Source organism: Paracoccus sp. 08 (assembly GCF_024105395.1).
Classification (GTDB): Bacteria; Pseudomonadota; Alphaproteobacteria; order Rhodobacterales; family Rhodobacteraceae; genus Paracoccus; species Paracoccus marcusii.
In genome coordinates, this window is sequence record NZ_WEKR01000064.1 from 278,167 (window position 1) to 297,643 (window position 19,477).

Here is a 19,477-nt window from a genome sequence, read left to right on the forward strand (position 1 = left end):
CATGGATTGCGGTCCCCCTGCGATGCGGGTCCAATGCGCCCGAACCGCGGGACAGCGACGGATGTGCATGCGGGCGCGCCCGTCACAGGATAGGCGATCACGGGAGAAAATGATGAAAAGCATTCTGATCACGGGCGCCGGCAGCGGCATCGGGCAGGCCACGGCGCGGCTGTTTCTGGATCGCGGCTGGCGCGTGGGGCTGATCGGGCGCAGGCCCGACCCCCTGCACCAGACCGCCGACGGGCATGACGGCGCGCTGGTCCTGCCCTGCGACATCACCGACGACGCCGCAGTCGAGGCGGCATTCGCGCAGGCCGTCCGCAGCTGGGGCCGCCTGGATGTCCTGTTCAACAATGCCGGACGCGCCGCCCCGCTGGCCGATCCCGACCATCTGTCGCCGGACGATTTCCGCGACGTGATCGCGACCAATGTGACGGGCATGTTCCTCTGTGCGCGCGCGGCCTTTGCGGCGATGCGGGCGCAGTCGCCCCAGGGCGGGCGGATCATCAACAACGGCTCGGTCGCGGCCCATGCGCCGCGGGCGGGCTCCGTCGCCTATACGATGTCCAAGCATGCCGTGACCGGCCTGACGCGCAGCCTGTCGCTGGACGGGCGCGCGGTGAACATCGCCTGCGGCCAGATCGACGTGGGCAATGCCGCGACGCAGTTGCTGCGCGAGGCCGCCGCCCGCGATCCCGATGCCGAACCGGTGATCGACGTCGCCACCGTGGCCGATGCCGTCTGGCACATGGCCACGCTGCCCCAGGGCGCGAACGTTCAGTTCATGACGCTGATGGCGACCAACATGCCCTTCATCGGGCGCGGCTAGCCATAGCGGCGCAGCAGCGCGTCCGCGACCGGGGGGGTGACGAATTTGGACACGTCCCCGCCCAGGCGCGCGATCTCCTTGACCAGCTTGGAGGCGATGGCCTGGCGCCGGGCGTCGGCCATCATGAAGACGGTCTCGATGCTGCTGTCCAGGGCACGGTTCATGCCGACCATCTGGAATTCGTACTCGAAATCGGCCACCGCGCGCAGGCCGCGCACAATGATGCTGGCACCCACGTCGCGCGCACAGTCGATCAGCAGGTTCTCGAACGGGTGGACGACGATCTCTCCGCCGGTCTTGGCGACGATGGCGTCGCATTCGGCCTGAACCATGGCCACGCGCGCCTCCAGGTCGAACAGCGGGCCCTTGTCGCGGTTGATCGCCACGCCGATCACCAGACGGTCGACCAGCGCCATCGCGCGCTGGATGATGTCGATATGTCCAAGCGTGATCGGATCGAAGGTTCCGGGATAAAGGCCGATGCGCATGGATGTCGCGTCCTTGGGGTCATGGTCCTGACCCCAAGGCAAACCGCATTTGACCCCGGATTGCAAGATCGTGAACGGCTGCGACGATGCGTCAGCTGCCCATGATCATCCCGGTCAGGGCTTCCTTTTCGGCCGCCAGTTCCTTCAGGCGCCCGCTGACCGCATCGCCGATCGAGATCACGCCCAGCATGTCCCCCTGACCGTCCACCACCGGCATGTGGCGGAACCGCCCCTGGGTCATGCGCTCCAGGATGGTCAGCGCGTCCTCTCCGGTGGTGCAGGTCTGGACCTGAGTGGTCATCACGCCGCTGACGGGCTGGGACAGCACGTCGGGTCCGTGCTTGCCCAGCTGACGGACGATGTCGCGTTCGGACAGGATGCCTTCGGGCCTCCGGCCATCGGTGGACACGACCACCGCGCCGATGCGCTTTTCGGCCAGCAGCGTCGCGGCCTCGCCCAGGGTGGTGGTCGGCGCGATGGTCACGATCGTCGCGGAATCGATCCACGGCTTGGCATTGTCGGACTTCATCGACAGCAACTGTTTGACCAGCATCACGGGCCTCCCTCGGACTTGTTCCCCTTCATCATTTTCGCCAAATCGGTTCGCGTCAAGTGCGACCATCGGGGGCCGCGGAAAGCTGCCCCTCCAGCCGGGCGACCTCGGTGCGGATGCCCTGGGCCACCGCCTCTGCCAGCAGGGTCAGCCGGCGCGAGGCGCGGTCGTCGGCATGCCGGATCAGCCAGAAGCTGCGCTTCAGCGCGATGCGTCCGGTCAGCACGCGGCGCACCCCCGGCGCAAAGGGGATCGCGAAATCATGCACGATGCCAAGGCCCGCCCCGGCGCGCACGGCCTGCATCTGGACCGCCACGGAATTGCTGCTGATCTGGGCCGCCTCGACCCCCGTCGCGGACAGATAATCCAGCTCGCGGTCGAAGATCATGTCCGGGATATAGCTGATCATCCGATGCCCGCGCAGATCCTCCAGCCGGTCCAGCGGCGGGTGGCGCGACAGGTAATCGTCATGCCCCGCCAGGTGCAGGTGATAGTCGACCAGCCGCTGGACCATTAGCCGCCCCGTGTCGGGCGGCGACACGGCGATGGCCATGTCGGCCTCGCGCCGGGTCAGGTTCACGACGCGCGGCAGGGCCACGATCTGAATCTCCAGCCCCGGATGGGCGGCGCACAGGNCGCGCGCGACCTGCGGCAGCAGATAGTTCGCGCAGCCGTCGGGCGCCCCGATGCGCAGCTGTCCCGACAGGCCCGCATCCCCGCTGACGGCCTCGGCTGCGGCGGTGGCGGCGCGTTCGGCGGCCTCGGCCGGGGCCATCAGGCGCGCCCCTTCGGCGGTCAGCTGATAGCCGCCGGGCGTCTTGAGAAACAGCGCCGCTCCGATCGACGCCTCCAGCCGCGCGATGCGGCGGCCGACGGTCGATGCGTCCATCGCCAGCCTGCGCCCTGCGCCCGACAGGCTTTCGGCCCGCGCGACGGCCAGAAAGATGCGCAGATCATCCCAATCCATCGCCGCCCTTTGCAAAAACGCAAAACCCTTTTGCCAGCATTCCCCTTTCTTCCGCAAATCCGCAAGACTAGGCTGCGCCCAACAGTTGCAGGAGGACGCGATGAAAGAGATACATCACTGGATCGACGGCAAGGAATACAAGGGCACCTCTGGCCGGTTTTCCGACGTCTACAACCCCGCCACGGGCGAGGTTCAGGCCCGCCTGTCGCTGATCACCAAGGCCGAGATGGACGACGCCATCGCCCGCGCCGCCAAGGCCCAGATCGCATGGGGCGCCACCAATCCGCAGCGCCGCGCCCGCGTGATGATGGCCTTTGTCGGCTTGATCAACCGCGATATGGACAAGTTGGCCGAGGCCCTGTCCAGCGAACACGGCAAGACCTTTCCCGATGCCAAGGGCGACATCCAGCGCGGGCTGGAGGTGATCGAGTTCTGCATCGGCGCGCCGCATCTGCTGAAGGGCGAGTTCACCGACAGCGCCGGCCCCGGCATCGACATGTACTCCATGCGCCAGCCCCTGGGCGTGGTCGCGGGCATCACGCCCTTCAACTTTCCGGCCATGATTCCGCTGTGGAAGATGGGCCCGGCCCTGTCCGCCGGCAATGCGATGATCCTGAAACCCTCCGAGCGTGACCCCTCGGTGCCGCTGATGCTGGCCAAGCTGCTGCAGGAGGCGGGCCTGCCCGACGGCGTGCTGCAGGTGGTGAACGGCGACAAGGAATCGGTCGACGCGATCCTGGACAGCGAGGTCATCCAGGCCGTGGGCTTTGTCGGCTCGACCCCGATCGCGCAGTACATCTATGAACGCGCCGCCGCGACCGGCAAGCGCGCGCAGTGCTTCGGCGGTGCCAAGAACCACATGATCATCATGCCCGACGCGGACCTGGACCAGGCCGCCGACGCGCTGGTCGGCGCGGGCTACGGCGCGGCAGGCGAGCGTTGCATGGCGATCTCGGTCGCGGTGCCGGTGGGCGAGAAGACCGCCGACGCGCTGATCGAGAAGCTGATCCCGCGGGTCGAAAGGCTGAAGGTCGGTCCCTGGACCGCCGGCAACGACATCGACTACGGCCCGGTCGTGACCAAGGCCGCCAAGGAGAACATCCTGCGCCTGGTGCAGTCCGGCGTGGATCAAGGCGCCGAGCTGGTCGTCGACGGCCGCGACTTCAACCTTCAGGGCTATGAGGACGGCTTCTTCGTCGGACCCCACCTGTTCGACCGCGTGACCCCGGACATGGACATCTACAAGACCGAGATCTTCGGCCCGGTCCTCTCCACCGTCCGCGCCGCGACCTATGAGGACGCGATCAAGCTGGCGCTCGACCACGAATACGGCAACGGCACCGCGATCTATACCCGCGACGGCGACACGGCGCGCGACTTCGCGAACCGCATCAATATTGGCATGGTGGGCATTAATGTGCCGATCCCGGTGCCGCTGGCCTATCACACCTTTGGCGGCTGGAAGAAATCGGGCTTCGGCGACCTGAACCAGCACGGCCCCGATGCGTTCCGCTTCTATACGCGGACCAAGACCGTGACGGCGCGCTGGCCGTCGGGGATCAAGGAAGGCGGAGAGTTCAACTTTAAGGCCATGGACTGACGCCGGAACCGGCCTTCCCCATGCGGGGGGCGCTGCGCGGGGGGTCCGGGGGGCAGCCAGCCCCCCGGCACCTCGCGGGACGCAAGCCCGGCGCGTCGTGGCAACCAGGACGGACGCATGACGACTGATCCCGACTTCACCCTGGGCATCGAGGAGGAATATCTCCTCGTCGATGCCGACACGCTGCAGCTGGCCGCGGCGCCCGAGGCGCTGATGCAGGCGCTCACGGCCGATCTGGGCGAGCAGGTCAGCCCCGAATTCCTGCGCTGCCAGGTCGAGATCGGCACCCCGGTCAGCGCCGACATCCGCGCCGCGGGCGATCACCTGCGCCACCTGCGCGGCACCGTCGCCCGGCGCGCCGCGGAACATGGGCTGGCGCCCATCTCGGCCTCCTGCCACCCGCAGGCCGACTGGCGCGAACAGGATCATACCGACAAGGACCGCTACAACCAGCTGTCGCGCGACATGGGCGGCGTGGCGCGGCGCATGCTGATCTGCGGCATGCATGTCCATGTGGGCATCCCCGACCCCGCGCAGCGCATCGACCTGATGAACCAGCTGGCCTATTTCCTGCCGCATCTGCTGGCCTTGTCCGCCTCCAGCCCCTTCTGGATGGGCGAGGATTCGGGCCTTGCCTCGTACCGCACCACGGTCTTCGGCGACATGCCCCGCACCGGCCTGCCGCCGCAGATGGGCAGCTGGGACGAATTCGAACGCTCGGTCCAGGCCCTGACCGACCTGGGCATCATCGAGGACAGCAGCAAGATCTGGTGGGACCTGCGCCCCAGCAGCAAATACCCCACGCTGGAGACCCGCATCTGCGACGCCTGCCCGCGGATCGAGGATGCGCTGACCCTGGCTGCCCTGATCCAGACCACCTTGCGCATGTTGTGGCGCCTGTCGCGCGGCAATCAGCGCTGGCGGCAGTACGAGCCCTTCCTGCTGGCCGAGAACCGCTGGCGCGCGCTGCGCTATGGCACGACCGAGGGGCTGATCGACTTTGGTGCCGGGCGGATCATTCCGTTCGACCAGATCGCCGACGACTGGCTGGGCCTGATCGCGCAGGATGCCGACGCGCTGAACTGTCAGCCCCACGTCGCCCGCCTGCGAGACATGGTGGCGCATGGCACGGCGGCCGAAGCGCAGTGCGCCGTCCATGCCCGCGCGCGCCAGGCCGGGGCCGACCGCGACGACGCCTTGCGCGCCGTCACCCGCCATCTTGTGCAGGAGTTCACCCGCGACCTGTAACCGCTTGCAACACTGTCGCAACATCTGGCAATTAAACACCTGTTCAATTCAGACCGGTCCGGGGAGGGGCTGCCGATGGATTTCGCACTGACCGAGGAACAGCAGGCCATCTTCGACATGGCCCGCGATTTCGGGGCCGACCGCATCGCGCCCCATGCGCAGGACTGGGAACGTCAGGGCACCATCCCGCGCGACCTCTGGCCCGACGTGGCGGCCCTGGGCCTGGGCGGCATCTTCGTCTCCGAGGATCACGGCGGCACGGGGCTTTCCCGTCTGGACGGCACGCTGGTCTTCGAGGCGCTGTCGATGGCCTGTCCCTCGGTCGCGTCCTTCCTGTCGATCCACAACATGTGCGGCGGCATGATCGACAAGTTCGGCACCGATCAGGCCCGCGACCGCTGGTTGCCCGACCTGTGTTCGATGACCCGCATCTTCAGCTATTGCCTGACCGAACCGGGGTCCGGGTCCGACGCGGCCGCGCTCCGCACCCGCGCCGACCGTGACAATCAGGGCTGGCGGCTGAACGGGACCAAGGCCTTCATCAGCGGCGGCGGCTACAACGACGTCTATGTCGCCATGGTCCGCAGCGGCGGCGACGGCCCCAAGGGCATCAGCACCGTCATCGTCGAAAACGGCACGCCGGGCCTCTCCTTCGGGGGGCTTGAGGACAAGATGGGCTGGCGGTCCCAGCCTACGACCCAGGTCCAGTTCGACGACTGCATCCTGCCCGCCGACAACCTGCTGGGCGAGGAGGGCCGCGGCTTCAGCTATGCCATGGCCGGGCTGGACGGCGGGCGCCTGAACATCGCCGCAGCCGCCCTGGGCGGTGCGCAATCGGCGCTGGACCGGACGCTGGCCTATATGGGCGACCGCAAGGCCTTCGGCAAATCGCTGGACCAGTTCCAGGCCCTGCAGTTCCGCCTGGCCGAAATGGAGACCGCCCTGCAATCGGCCCGCATCTTCCTGCGCCAGGCGGCGTGGAAGCTGGATCAGGGCGCGCCGGACGCGACCAAGTTCTGCGCCATGGCGAAACTGCACGTCACCGACCGCGCCTTCGAGGTCGCCAACCAATGCCTGCAGCTCCATGGCGGATACGGCTATCTGGCCGATTACGGCATCGAGAAGATCGTGCGCGACCTGCGCGTCCACCAGATCCTGGAGGGCACGAACGAGATCATGCGCCTGATCATCAGCCGCGCCCTATTGGCGGAAAGGGCCTGACATGGACGACCTGACCATCCGCACCGCCGGGCGCGCCGGGCGCATCACCTTCACTCGGCCCAAGGCGCTGAACGCCCTGACCCATGCCATGGCCCGCGCCATCCACGACGCTTTGGACGGCTGGCGCGACGATCCTGCGGTCGCGCTGGTCATCATCGATGCCGAAGGGGACCGCGCCTTCTGCGCCGGGGGCGACATCGCCGCCGTCTATCACGCGGGCCGCGAGGGCGATCACCAGGTCGGGCGCGACTTCTTTCGCGACGAATACCGCATGAACGCGGCCATCGCCGATTTTTCCAAGCCCATCGTGGCTTTCATGCAAGGGTTCGTCATGGGCGGCGGCGTGGGGGTGGGCGGTCATGCCAGCCACCGGATCGTCGGCGACACGACGCGCATCGCGATGCCCGAAAGCGGCATCGGCCTGATCCCCGACGTGGGCGGCACCTGGCTGCTGGGTCGCGCGCCGGGGCGGATCGGTGAATACCTGGCGATGACCGGTGGTCGGATGACGGCAGGCGACGCGATCCATGCCGGCTTTGCGGACATGTACATTCCCGAAGCGGACTGGCCGGGCCTGATCGCCATGCTGGAGGACAGCGGCGACGTGACCGGCCTGCGCGGCCACCCTGCCCCCGCGGCGACGCTGGACCGGCGCGACCTGTCCGCCTTTGGTGGCCGCACCCTGGCCGATATCACCGCCGCGTTGCAGGAGGCGGGCGACGACGAATCGCTGGAGGCGCTGCGGCGCAATTCGCCGCTGTCGATGGCGGCGGGGCTGGCGATGGTGCGTGCGGCCCGCGGCGACGATTGCATGCAGCAGTCGCTGTCTCGCGAATACCGCTTTACCGCCCGCGCCACGGCCGAAAGCGATTTCCTGGAGGGCGTGCGCGCCCAGATCATCGATAAGGATCGCAAGCCCGTCTGGCGCCGCGACGCGTCCGATGACACGCTGCGCGCGATGCTGGCCCCGCTTGGGGATGACGAACTGCAATGGGAGACTGCAGAATGAAGATCGGCTTCATCGGACTGGGCAACATGGGCGCGCCCATGGCCGCCAACTTGGCTGCCGCGGGCCATCAGGTCACGGGTTTCGACACCGCGGCCCCCGCCCCCGCGGGCGTGACCCTCGCCGCCAGCGCGACCAAGGCGGTGTCGGGCGCGGATGTTGTCTTCACCATGCTGCCCAATGGCCAGATCCTGCGCGACGTGGCCGACCAGATCATCCCCGCCATGCAGCAGGGCGCGGTCCTGTGCGACTGTTCCACCGTCGACGTGGACAGCGCACGCGACGTGGCGCAGGCGGCCCGCGCAGCGGGGCTGGGTGCGCTGGACGCGCCCGTCTCGGGCGGCACCGGCGGCGCACAGGCTGGCACCCTGACCTTCATGGTGGGTGGCGCCGAAGCCGATTTCGCCACCGTCCAGCCGCTGTTCGCGGTCATGGGCCAGAAGGCCGTCCATTGCGGCGACATCGGCGCCGGACAGGCGGCCAAGATATGCAACAACATGATCCTGGGCGTCACCATGATCGCCACCTGCGAAGCCTTTGCCTTGGCCGACAAGCTGGGGCTGGACCGCCAGAAGATGTTCGACGTCGTGTCGACCAGTTCGGGCTATAGCTGGTCGATGAACGCCTACTGCCCGGCGCCGGGCGTGGGCCCTGTCAGCCCCGCGGACAACGGCTACAAGCCCGGCTTTGCCGCCGAACTGATGCTCAAGGATCTTGGCCTGTCCCAGCAGGCGGCCGAATCGGTCGGCGCGCAGACCCCGATGGGGGCGTTGGCGCATCAACAATATGACGACTTCGTCACCCGCGAAGACGGCCGGGGACAGGATTTTTCGGCCATGCTGCCCCGATTTACGGCGCGGAACAGTTGATCGGAACGGGTTGTTAACCCCTGCCGTGGTGATATGCGGTGGCGAGCCTGCGAACGGGGTGCAGCCATCATGGACCGGATCTTGCGACGTCTCTCCACCGCCCTGCTGATCGGCGCATGCGCGCTGGTCCCTCAGGACGGCTTTGCCCAGCAGCGCCCCACCGTCGGTGAGGTGCCGGCGCCCGAGCAGGTTCGCCAGATCGACAAGCCCGGCGCCGTGGGCCTTGGGCCGCAGCTGCCGGGCAGCGTCTATGCCGTCGTATCGGGCCATCTGGTCCGCATCCAGATCGGCAGCGGCAAGATCCTGTCGATCCTGCGGCCCCTGCCCGACTGAACGTGGCAGTTCCGCATCGGCATGCCTGCCATGCGGCGTCGCAGCGGAACCCGTCAGGCAATCCCGGGTTGACCCGTTGTAACTGATCCGAGGATATGATGACGCCGCTGCACCCCCTTGCCGCCGTGGCGGCCGGGACAATGCTCGGCCTCGCCGCCCTGACCGCCCCCAACACCACGCCGACCCGCGGCCTGCAGGCTGTGCCGGCATGTACGACGGAATGTCTGGGCGGGCATGCGACCATGCCGATGGTCGGTGACAGCGTTCCGGAGGACCAGCTGCATCGTGTCAACGCGCCGGGCCGCTATGGCCTGTCTCAGGCGCCCGATGGCGACAGCTATGCCGTGGTCGGTGGCCATCTGGTGCGGATCGATGCCGATGACGGGCGTATCCTGTCGGTTCTGCGACCCGCACCGCGGATTCTGGACTAACCGTCCAACAAGGCGCGCGCAGCCTCGGTCGCAGCATCGGTGACACGGTCGCCTGACAGCATGCGCGCGATCTCGGCCACGCGCTCGGGTTCGGGCAGCGGCGTGACGGTCGAGGTGGTCATCCCGTCGGTCACCGATTTCGACACACGGAAATGCACCGCGCCCAAGGCCGCGACCTGCGGCGAATGGGTGATGACCAGCACCTGCGCACCATCCGCCAGATTCTGCAGACGGCGGCCGACGGCATCGGCGGTGGCCCCGCCGACCCCGCGATCAATCTCGTCAAAGATCATGACCAGCGCGTCATTCCCCCGCGCCAGGCAGACCTTCAGCGCCAGCAGAAAGCGGGACAGTTCGCCACCGGAGGCGATCTTGTCCAGCGGTCCCGACGGTGCGCCCGGGTTGGTCGCCACCGTGAACGCCACGGTATCGCGCCCGTCCGGCCCGGGCTCGGCGGGCGATACGACGGTACGAAAGACCGCACGTTCCATCTTCAGCGGCACCAATTCAGCGGTTACGGCGCGGTCCAACCGGGTCGCGGCCTCGGTGCGGGCAGCGGTCAGCGCATCGGCCGCGGCATCATAGTCCGCCTGAGCGTCCCGCGCCGCACGGCGCAGATCGCCCATCCGCGCCTCGCTGGCATCCAGACGCTCCAGCCGGTCGCGCAACTGCTGCGCCAGACCGGCCAGATCGTCGGGCAGGATGTCATGCTTTCGCGCCAAGGCACGCAGCGCGAACAGCCGCTCCTCGGTCGATTCCAGCGCGTGCGGATCGAAATCCAGCGCGGCCAGCGTGTCCTCGACCCCGCGGGTGGCCTCGCCCAGCTCGATCAGCGCGCGTGACAGGGCGGCCAGGGGCTCGTCCAGTCGACCTTCGGCCTGCTCGGATGCGCCCTCCAACCAGCGCGCGGCGTCTACCATCGCGCCTTCGGCNCCGTCTCCCGCCAGCATCTGCAGAGCGCGCGCCACGTCATCCCGGATGCGCTCCGCGCCCTGCATGGCGCGGCGCGCAATATCCAGGCGCTGTTCCTCGCCGGGTTCGGGGGCCAGCTTGTCCAGTTCCGCCACGGCGTGGCGCAGGAACTCCTCCTCCTGCCGAGCAGCGGCCAACGCAGCCTCGGCCTCGGCCAGCGCCCGGTCCGCATCGCGCCGTGCGGCCCAGGTGCGGCGGACCGCCGACAGGTCCATAGCGCCGAACGCGTCCAGCAGGGTGCGATGCCCGCGCGGATTCAACAGCCCGCGGTCGTCATGCTGCCCGTGCAGCTCGACCAGGACCTCGGACAGCTGCCGCAGAACCTCGCCCGACACCCGGCGGTCATTGACCCAGCCCGTCTTGCGTCCATCCAGCGTGTTCACGCGGCGCAGGATCAGTTCGTCGTCATCGATCGTGATCCCGGCCTCGGCCAGCAGGGCGCGGGCGGGATGAACCTCCGGCAGGTCGAACACCGCCTGAACCTCGCCCTGCGCGGCCCCCTGGCGGACCAGTTCGGCGCGGCTGCGCCAGCCCAGGACGAACCCCAGGCAATCCAGCAGGATGGACTTGCCCGCGCCGGTCTCTCCGGTCAGCACGTTCAGGCCGGGGCCGAACGACAGCTCCAGCCGGTCGATCAGCAGCATGTCGCGGATGTCCAGCGATCTCAGCATGGGCCACGGCCCCTGCGCACGGCCTGCATTACAGCCAGCGTCCCTGGATGGTCTGGCGATAGACGTTGGTCAGCCAGCTGTCACCGCGCACCTCGGCCGACAGGCCGCGGCCGCGCAGTTGCCGGAACGCGTCGTCATAGAAGGGCGAGGACTGGAAGTTGTGTCCCAGGATGGCGCCCGCCGTCTGCGCCTCGTCCAGCAGTCCAAGGGCCAGATAGGCCTCGACCAGACGCAGCAGCGCCTCGGGGGTCTGGGTGGTCGTCTGGAACTCCTCGACCACCACGCGGAACCGGTTCACCGACGCTGCGTAATGCCCCTGCTTCAGGTAATAACGCCCGATCTCCATTTCCTTGGCGGCCAGGTGATCGAACGCCAAGTCGAATTTCAGGATCGAACTGCGGGCATATTCGCTGTCGGGATACTGCTCGATCACCGTCCGCAGCCCCTGCAGTGCCTGAAAGGTCAGGCCCTGATCGCGCCCGACGTCATCGATCTGATCGTAATAGGACAGCGCCAGCAGATACTGTGCATAGGCGGCATCCTCATCGGTCGGATAGGTGTCCAGGAACCGCTGCGCCGCGCCGCGGGCCTCTTCGTAATTGCCCGCCTTGTGGTTGCCATAGGCCTGCATGATCAGCGCGCGCTTGGCCCATTCGGAATAGGGATACAGCCGCTCGATCTCGCTGAAATAGACGACGGCATCCTCGGGATCGCCGCTGTTCTCCAGCTCGAACTCGCCCCGCTTGTAGATTTCCTCGGCCGTAAAGCGGTCCAGATTCTGCTTTTGCGCCGCGTCCCGGTTGCCGCCGCAGCCAGTCAGGACAACGCCCGCCAGCACCGCAGCCACCACCGAAGCCGAGATTTTCGAGCCCGCCATCTTTATCCTGCCCTACGATTTGCCGATGCGCTGCCCGCGTGCGGGCGGCGCTGCCGGGATCCTCTAGCACAGAACATCAGGGGGCGCAAAATGGCAATCCGTTGAATTCGGCCAAGGTCCCGGCGCCCCGCACCGTCATTCGGCCGCAAAGGCCGCGGCAAGTTCGGGGCGTGCATAGTCGGCGACACCCGCGCCCGGCAGGCGACCTTCCAGCTCAGGCGTGCACCGCTCCCAAGTCCATGCAGTGGGGTCGGCGAACAGCGCCCGCAGCAGGCGGTTGGTCATCGCGTGGCCCGCACGGTGGCCGGTATAGCGCGCCAGCAGCGGCGCACCGGCCAGCGCCAGATCGCCGGTGGCGTCCAGCATCTTGTGGCGCACGGCCTCGTCCGCGTGACGCAGGCCGCCCGGCGACAGGACGCGCCCGCCATCGACCACGACCGCGTTCAGATAGGTCCCGCCCAGGGCCAGGCCGTTGCGGCGCATCGCCTCGACATCCGACGCGCGGCAGAAGGTGCGGCTGTCGGCCAACTCGCGCAGGAACGCGCCATTGGCCATGTCCAGACGCTTTTCCTGATGCCCGATCGCGGCGTCGGTAAAGTCGATCTCGAAATCGATCTCCAGGTGGTCGGCGGGCGACAGGCGGGCAAAGGCTTCGCCCTCGCGGACCTCGACCGTGCGCAGGACGCGGATCGCGCGCAGCGGTGCGGCCTGACGCGCGATGCCGGTGTCCAGGATCGCGTCCACGAAGGGCGCGGCCGAACCGTCCAGAATCGGAATTTCGGGCCCATCGACGGTGATCAGCGCGTTGTGGATACCCGTGCCGGCCAGCGCAGCCATCACGTGCTCGACCGTCGAGAGGGTCACACCCAAACCGTTGTCCAGCAGCGTGCACAGCTTGGACGGCGTCACATGGTCCCACAATGCCGGAATGTCGACCGCAGGCGACAGGTCGGTGCGGCGAAAGACGATCCCGTGGCCGGGCTGTGCGGGATGCATGACCAGACGCGCGGGCGCACCGGAGTGGAGCCCGACGCCCTGCAATGTCACCGTGTCTTTCAGCGTCGCCTGCATGATCTGCCTGCCTTCGGATTCGTCGTGGGGCGCACCTGCCCCTTCTGTCACTCCAGCTAGGTCTGGCAGTGAACGCATTCAATTAACGTTTTGTAACGGGGTGAAACATTCCCCTGCCCTGCCCTGCAACCCGATGGCCGTTTTCGCCCAAGAGGTTGACTGGCAAAGGGAAAGGGCCGCTTTGAAGCGGCCCTTGCAACCAGTGGATGTGCCGGTTTCGTGATACGTCAGTTGGCCTGACGGCGCAGGAAAGCCGGGATCTCGACATTGTCCTTGCCGTTCGAGTCGGGGCTGGCCAGATCGTCGAAGTCGGTGTCGTGCTGACGGGCGCGGACGGCGACGCGGTCGTTCACACGCTCGGCGATCGAGGATGCGGCCGGCTTGGCGCCGCCCGGCTGGTCGTTGCCATGGCCTGCCATGCGCTCCAGCATGCGGCCCAGACCGCTCATCCGGCTGGTGGCGGGCTGTGCAGGCTGCTGCTGCGGCTGTGCGGGGACGCGACCGTGGTTGTCCACGGCGCGGCGCAGGCGGTCCATCACCTCGGGTGCGGGCTGGCCGGCACGCGGGGACTGCGGCGCACGGGGCGCGACAAAGGCCGACGCGTCGTCGTCGATGCGCACGGCGTTCTGGCGGGCGCTGTCCTTCGGCTGATAGGCCGGCTGCGGCATGTCGTCCTCGGCGCGCGGGTCGTGGCGCGGGGCCTCGACGCGGGCCGTCTCGGCAGAGGATGCGATCGGGGGCGCCACGCGGCGCGCCGGGATCGCCGGCTGCTCCTCGGCGGCGGCACCGACCTGCGGGTTCTGGATCAGCGGCGCAGCCATGCCGCGGCGGGGCGAGGGAACCTCGGCCACCGCGACGGCGGCGTCGATGCCGGTCGCCACGACCGAAACGCGGATCGTGCCGTCCATGTCGGGGTCCAGGGTCGAGCCGACGATGATGTTGGCATCGGCGTCCACCTTGTCGCGGATGACGTTGGCCGCCTCGTCCAGTTCGAACAGGGTCATGTCATAGCCGCCGGTGATGTTGATCAGCACGCCGCGCGCGCCGTTCAGGCTGATCTCGTCCAGCAGCGGGTTGGCGATGGCACGCTCGGCGGCTTCCTGGGCGCGGTTCTCGCCCGAGGCCTCGCCGGTGCCCATCATGGCCTTGCCCATCTCGTCCATCACCGACCGCACGTCGGCAAAGTCCAGGTTGATTAGGCCCGGCTTGACCATCAGGTCCGTCACGCCCTTGACGCCTTGGTACAGCACGTCGTCGGCCAGCGCGAAGGCGTCGGTGAAGGTGGTCTTTTCGTTGGCCAGCCGGAACAGGTTCTGGTTCGGAATGATGATCAGCGTGTCCACGACCTTCTGCAGGGCCTCGACGCCCTCCTCGGCCTGGCGCATCCGCTTGGTGCCCTCGAACTGGAAGGGCTTGGTCACGACGCCGACGGTCAGGATGCCCATCTCGCGCGCGGCCTGCGCGATGATCGGCGCCGCACCGGTGCCGGTGCCGCCGCCCATGCCCGCGGTGATGAAGCACATATGCGCGCCCATCAGGTGATCGACGATGTCCTCGATCGTCTCCTCGGCGGCCTTGGCGCCGATCGTGGGCTTGGCACCCGCGCCCAGACCCTCGGTGACCTTGGGCCCGATCTGGATGCGCGAGGTCGCACGCGACTGCTGCAGCGCCTGCGCGTCGGTGTTGGCGACCACGAACTCGACCCCGTCGAGCTGCTTCTGAATCATGTTGTTGACGGCGTTGCCACCTGCGCCACCGACACCGAAGACGGTGATGCGCGGCTTCAGCTCTTCTTCGTCATTCATCATCAGATTGAGGTTCATGGTGTCCGCCTGTTACCGCTGCTGCATTGGGAAGGCGGGTGTACCGCTCGAATCCCGTTTCTTAATGGTTACCGTAACAATTGGCACCAGTTCCGTCACCCGAAAAAGCCGGGCGTTTCGCAAAATCTGGAGGGGCTACCCTTGAAATAGGCGGCATCTTGCCATGTCTTCCGAATGTGGTGGGAAAACCCTTGCCACCCCCCAGAACCAAGGTGGTGCAATCACCAGTTGTTCTTGAACCAGCGATAGGCGCGACGCAGGCTGCGCGCGGGATACCGGTCGGCCGGCATCTCGAAATCCCACCATTCATCCTGCGGATGTGCGGCGAACAGCGCCAGGCCCACGGCGCTGGAAAAGCTGGGATCGGTCAGCTGATGGGCCAGGCCGTCGATGCGCAGCGGCCGCCCGCAGCGCACGTTCGGACCCAGGATGCGCGTCGCCAGACCGTCCAGGCCGGGGATCTGGCTGCCGCCCCCGGTCAGCACGATCTGCTGGCTGGGCATCCAGTCGAACCCGGCCGCGTCCAGCACCTCGCGGACATGCTCCAGCATCTCCTCGACGCGGGGGCGCATCACGCCGATCACGTCGGCGCGGCTGACCTGGCGGCGGTCCGCCTCCCAGTCCCCGGTCTCTCCGCCGACCTCGATCATGTCGCGGTCGTCGCGGCCCGTCGCCTCGACGCCCCCGTTCAGCGTCTTCAGGCGCTCTGCCACGGGCAGGCTGACACGCAGACCCTGGGCGATGTCCTGGGTGATCAGGTTGCCCCCGATGGGCACGTGATCGGAAAAGATCATATGCTTCTTGACGAAGATCGACACGCCGGTGCCGCCACCGCCGAAATCGACACAGGCCGCGCCCAGCTCCTGCTCATCCTCGACCAGCGATGCGCGGGCCGAGGCATAGGGCGCCGAGGCGATCCCCGCCAGTTCAAGGTCGCAGCGCCGGATGCACTGGACCAGGTTGCCGATGGAATCGCCGTCCACGGTCAGCACATGCATGTCGCAGAACAGCTTGTTTCCCAGATGGTCGCGCGGGTCGGCCAGGTTGCTGCGGTTGTCGACCGCGAAATTCACCGGCTGCGCGTGCAGCACCTCGCGGCCGCGGCCGAAATCGGGCGCGTCGCAGGCGGCCAGCACGGATGCCACGTCATGTTCGCCGACCTTGCCGGATTCCAGCACGATCTCTCCGGCCAGGCCATACGAGGCCGGTCGCCCGCCCGACAGGCAGGCGATGACGTGATCGACGCGCACGCCCGCGACCTTCTGCGCGGCGGCGACGACCGTGCGGATCGCACGCTCGGTCTCGGCCATGGTCTCGATCTCGCCGCGGCGCATCCCGCGCGACCGGGTCGATGCCGCGCCGATCACGCGGAAATTGACCTGCCCCGCCATCGGGCCCACGCCGTCGGTTTCCCGGAAGGTGCCATTGCCGTCGATGCGCAGGACAAGGCAGGCGATCTTGGACGTGCCGATGTCCAGGATGCCGATCACGCCCCGCTGCAGGGCCGCCCGGCGGATGTTACGCATCGCGCGTTGCGTCTGATACAGGTCCACCATTCCTCAGCCCTCCGTCTTCTTGTCATCGGGCAGCACGCTGCCATCGGGTCCCAGCAGCGGCAGGCCGCGTGCGGTGCGTATCGTGTTGCGCGCGTCGATCCCCAACCGCAGGACGGGCCGCGTCGGGTCGCGCAGATCGACGATGGTGATGTCGCGGCCCAGCATGTCCTCGGCCCGGTCCATCGCGATCGCCGCCTCCAGCGCGATCACCGCGCCGGTCTCGGGCAGGAGGATGCGCTGGCCGTGATCCAGCACCAGGTCCCACCGCCGTTCGCCGCGCCGCACAAGGCCACGCACGCGGGGAAGGATCGGACCCGCGGCATCGAACAGGGCCAGCGCCTCGGTCGTGGCCAGGTCCGCCCCCTCTCCGGTGATCAGCGGCAAGTCGGCGCGCACCTCGCGCGAGGTCAGGCTGGCCACGCGATGACCGCCGGCGTCCAGCATGTCGATGCCGCGCGCGTGGCGCCACAGGATCGCGGGTTCGCGTTCCTTGACCACCGCCGACAGGATGCCGCCCGGCTTGATGCGCAAGTCGATGGATTCGACCGCGTCCAGCTGCAGCACCTGCAGGCGCAGCGCCGCCAGATCGATGTCGAAGCTGGAGGCCGGCAGATCCACCGGCAGCATCGCGCGCAGGGCGCGGTCCACCACCGGGGTCGCCCCCTCGATCGTCATGATGCGGACCTGGAATTGGTCGCGGCTCTGGACCTTGGTCACCACGCTGGCGACGGTGTCGTTCAGCGCGGCGCGACGGTCCTCGTCGGCCAGCCACAGCCCCCCGACCATCGCGATGGCAAAGGCCGGAAGGCCCACGCGCAGCACCCGGCGGTACAGCGGCGTAAGCCACATCCGCTCCAGGCGGTACTTCAGGCGCGACGGCGCGGGGTCGCGGCGCTGCCGCGCGGCGGGCGGGGTGATCTGCTTTCCGGGACGGTGATCGATCACGACCGGCACAGCGCGTCCTCCACTATCCAGCGCATCAGCGCGGGAAAGTCGATGCCCGCATGGGCCGCCTGTTCGGGGGCAAGGCTGGTCGGCGTCATGCCGGGCTGGGTGTTCAGCTCCAGGATGATCAGCCCGTCCACGCCCCGCGTCTCGTCCCACCGGAAATCGGTGCGCGTCAGGCCGGTGCAGCCAAGCGCCTTGTGCGCGCGCACGGCCATCTCCAGGCAGGCGGCGCGGATGTCGTCGGGAATGTCCGCGGGGATCACGTGGCGCGACCCGCCGACGGTGTATTTCGCGGCGTAATCGTACCAGCCGCTGGTCAAGATCTCGGTCACGTCCAGCGCGCGGTCGCCCATGACCGTGGTCGTCAGCTCCCGCCCGGGGGCATAGGTCTCGACCATCACGCGTTCGGGCATGTCGGCGGACAGCGCGGGCGGCTGGTTGGCGCCGTCATGGACAATATAGACGCCGACGGACGATCCCTCGTCATTGGGCTTGACCACATAGGGGGGCGGAATGACGTGGCGCAGGCGCACCTCGGCGGCGTCAGCGATGACGCTCTCGACCACGGGCAGACCGGCGGCGCGGAACGCCTGCTTGGCGCGCGTCTTGTCCATCGCCAGCGCCGAGGCCAGCACGCCCGAATGGGTATAAGGCAGGTCCAGCCAGTCCAGCAGGCCCTGGACGCAGCCGTCCTCTCCCCAACGGCCATGCAGGGCGTTGAAGACGACGTCGGGTGCGGCATCGGCCAGACGCCGGACGATCTCGTCCCCGCGCGCGGTGCCAAGATCGATCTCGGTTACCTGATATCCCGCCACCCGCAGCGCATCTGCGCATTCGCGCCCCGACGACAACGACACCTGGCGTTCAGCCGAGGGTCCGCCCATCAGAACAGCGACCGAGTGGGCTGTCCTGCTCGACCTGCCCGCCACTTTTCGCCTTTCGTGCCCGGTTGATCCGGGCTTGATCTGGTCCGCGCCCCCTTGAACGGAGGCGTCATGTCGCATCAGGTTACAAGCAAAGCGCGAACCGCAAAAGCTCAATTTCGGCTGTCTGCGCAGAATGTTGCGCAGCGGGCGTCAGTCCGTGTCGGGACCGGGGTCGCCGATGCGGATGACCTCCCATTGCAGGTCGTGGCCGCTCTCCTCCAGCACGCGGCGCCGGACCAGTTCGCCCAGGGCCTCCAGCTCGGCTGCGGTCGCACCGCCGGTGTTCAGCAGGAAATTTGGATGCTTTTCCGACATCTGCGCGCCGCCCCAGCTGTGTCCGCGCAGCCCTGCCCGGTCGATCAGCGACCATGCCTTCAGGTCATGCACGTCATCCGCCTGCCCGGTCGAGCTGAACCCCGAGGGGTTGCGAAAGGTCGAACCGGCGCTGCGTTCGCGGGTGGGCTGGCTTTCGTCGCGCCGTGCCAGCTGATCGGCCATCTTGGCGTGCAGCCGGTCGGGGTCGCCCGGCGCGGCGCGCAGCCGGGCACTGGTGATCACCCAATCGGCCGGCAGATGCGTCTCGCGATAGCCGAAACGCAGATCGGCGGGGGTCAGCGTGACGCGTGCGCCCTGCCGCGTGACGGCCTGCGCGTCGATCAGGTGGTCGCCCACATAGCTGCCATAGCAGCCCGCGTTCATCCGCACCGCGCCCCCGATGCTGCCCGGTATCGTGCGCAGGAAAGTCAGGTCCAGCCCCGCCTCCGCCGCCCGCCGCGCGACCTGCGCGTCCAGCGCCGCGGCACCCGCGGTGACGGTGTCGCCGTCGATCTCGACGCTGTTGAAGGCGCGGCCAAGGCGGATGACCACGCCGCGGATGCCGCCGTCGCGCACGATCAGATTGCTGCCCACGCCCATCGGAAAGACCGGGACACCGGGGTCCAGCGCGGCAAGGAAATCGGCCAGGTCATCCTCGTCCGCGGGCTGGAACAGCCAGTCGGCGGGGCCGCCGACGCGCAGCCAGGTCAGGCCGTCAAGGGTTCTGTCGGGGATCAGGCTGCCGCGGGGGGTGGGAAGGTCGATGCTCATGG

The 19,477-nt window shown here is 68.1% G+C and carries 19 protein-coding genes; 8 read left to right on the forward strand and 11 right to left on the reverse strand.

The window, feature by feature from the left end:
* Positions 1-112 precede the first annotated feature (112 nt).
* Complete coding sequence (locus GBO37_RS15360; RefSeq protein WP_252929966.1) at positions 113-829, forward strand: SDR family oxidoreductase; 717 nt, start codon at positions 113-115, stop codon at positions 827-829.
* Here GBO37_RS15360 and coaD read toward each other — a convergent pair.
* From coaD to GBO37_RS15375, 3 genes are all read right to left on the reverse strand, one after another.
* Entirely contained in the window at positions 826-1,317 is a 492-nt protein-coding gene (gene coaD / locus GBO37_RS15365; protein ID WP_045999505.1) for a pantetheine-phosphate adenylyltransferase, read from the reverse strand. The two genes, GBO37_RS15360 and coaD, sit on opposite strands and share 4 nt — an antisense overlap.
* A gap of 91 nt (positions 1,318-1,408) precedes the next feature.
* Complete coding sequence (locus tag GBO37_RS15370; protein ID WP_045981159.1) at positions 1,409-1,870, reverse strand: CBS domain-containing protein; 462 nt, start codon at positions 1,868-1,870, stop codon at positions 1,409-1,411.
* Between the two features lie 55 nt (positions 1,871-1,925).
* On the reverse strand, positions 1,926-2,837 hold the full coding sequence (locus tag GBO37_RS15375) for a LysR family transcriptional regulator (RefSeq protein WP_252929911.1): 912 nt from the start codon (positions 2,835-2,837) through the stop codon (positions 1,926-1,928).
* A gap of 100 nt (positions 2,838-2,937) precedes the next feature.
* On the opposite strand from GBO37_RS15375, the gene GBO37_RS15380 reads away from it, so the two are divergent.
* The 7 genes from GBO37_RS15380 to GBO37_RS15410 all read left to right on the forward strand — a co-directional run bounded on the left by GBO37_RS15380 (position 2,938) and on the right by GBO37_RS15410 (position 9,545).
* On the forward strand, positions 2,938-4,437 hold the full coding sequence (locus GBO37_RS15380) for a CoA-acylating methylmalonate-semialdehyde dehydrogenase (RefSeq protein WP_252929912.1): 1,500 nt from the start codon (positions 2,938-2,940) through the stop codon (positions 4,435-4,437).
* Positions 4,438-4,554: 117 nt separating this feature from the next.
* Positions 4,555-5,685 (forward strand): carboxylate-amine ligase, encoded by a 1,131-nt coding sequence (locus GBO37_RS15385; RefSeq protein WP_252929913.1) that lies wholly within the window; start codon positions 4,555-4,557, stop codon positions 5,683-5,685.
* A gap of 75 nt (positions 5,686-5,760) precedes the next feature.
* Entirely contained in the window at positions 5,761-6,906 is a 1,146-nt protein-coding gene (locus tag GBO37_RS15390; RefSeq protein ID WP_252929914.1) for an acyl-CoA dehydrogenase family protein, read from the forward strand.
* 1 nt (position 6,907) lies between these two features.
* Positions 6,908-7,915 carry an enoyl-CoA hydratase/isomerase family protein gene (locus tag GBO37_RS15395; protein ID WP_252929915.1) on the forward strand — a complete coding sequence of 336 codons (1,008 nt, stop codon included), beginning with the start codon at positions 6,908-6,910 and terminating at the stop codon, positions 7,913-7,915.
* Complete coding sequence (gene mmsB, locus GBO37_RS15400) at positions 7,912-8,781, forward strand: 3-hydroxyisobutyrate dehydrogenase (RefSeq protein WP_252929916.1); 870 nt, start codon at positions 7,912-7,914, stop codon at positions 8,779-8,781. Before GBO37_RS15395 ends, mmsB begins: the two co-directional genes overlap by 4 nt.
* A 69-nt stretch (positions 8,782-8,850) precedes the next feature.
* Positions 8,851-9,114, forward strand: coding sequence for a hypothetical protein (locus tag GBO37_RS15405; RefSeq protein ID WP_045999512.1), 264 nt, complete (start codon positions 8,851-8,853; stop codon positions 9,112-9,114).
* A gap of 98 nt (positions 9,115-9,212) precedes the next feature.
* Positions 9,213-9,545, forward strand: coding sequence for an RcnB family protein (locus GBO37_RS15410; protein WP_252929917.1), 333 nt, complete (start codon positions 9,213-9,215; stop codon positions 9,543-9,545).
* Here the strand turns inward: GBO37_RS15410 and recN are convergent.
* From recN to murB, 8 genes are all read right to left on the reverse strand, one after another.
* Positions 9,542-11,188, reverse strand: a complete 1,647-nt coding sequence (gene recN, locus GBO37_RS15415) for a DNA repair protein RecN (RefSeq protein WP_252929918.1) — start codon at positions 11,186-11,188, stop codon at positions 9,542-9,544. The genes GBO37_RS15410 and recN overlap by 4 nt on opposite strands.
* Before the next feature lie 28 nt (positions 11,189-11,216).
* The gene (locus tag GBO37_RS15420) at positions 11,217-12,065 is read right to left on the reverse strand and encodes an outer membrane protein assembly factor BamD (RefSeq protein WP_045981149.1); all 849 of its coding nucleotides are present in this window, start codon (positions 12,063-12,065) and stop codon (positions 11,217-11,219) included.
* A 135-nt stretch (positions 12,066-12,200) separates the two neighbouring features.
* Positions 12,201-13,136: a UDP-3-O-acyl-N-acetylglucosamine deacetylase gene (lpxC, locus tag GBO37_RS15425; protein ID WP_127898163.1), complete on the reverse strand. Its 936-nt coding sequence runs from the start codon at positions 13,134-13,136 to the stop codon at positions 12,201-12,203.
* Between the two features lie 227 nt (positions 13,137-13,363).
* Positions 13,364-14,959, reverse strand: a complete 1,596-nt coding sequence (gene ftsZ / locus GBO37_RS15430; protein WP_252929919.1) for a cell division protein FtsZ — start codon at positions 14,957-14,959, stop codon at positions 13,364-13,366.
* Positions 14,960-15,180: 221 nt separating this feature from the next.
* Positions 15,181-16,515 (reverse strand): cell division protein FtsA, encoded by a 1,335-nt coding sequence (gene ftsA / locus GBO37_RS15435; protein WP_045981146.1) that lies wholly within the window; start codon positions 16,513-16,515, stop codon positions 15,181-15,183.
* Between the two features lie 3 nt (positions 16,516-16,518).
* A complete protein-coding gene (locus tag GBO37_RS15440) occupies positions 16,519-17,469 on the reverse strand; it encodes a cell division protein FtsQ/DivIB (protein WP_252929920.1) in 951 nt (316 codons plus the stop codon).
* Entirely contained in the window at positions 17,457-18,392 is a 936-nt protein-coding gene (locus GBO37_RS15445; RefSeq protein WP_252929921.1) for a D-alanine--D-alanine ligase, read from the reverse strand. The genes GBO37_RS15440 and GBO37_RS15445 overlap by 13 nt, the downstream gene beginning before the upstream one ends.
* A gap of 147 nt (positions 18,393-18,539) precedes the next feature.
* Positions 18,540-19,475: a UDP-N-acetylmuramate dehydrogenase gene (murB, locus tag GBO37_RS15450; protein ID WP_252929922.1), complete on the reverse strand. Its 936-nt coding sequence runs from the start codon at positions 19,473-19,475 to the stop codon at positions 18,540-18,542.
* Positions 19,476-19,477 lie beyond the last annotated feature (2 nt).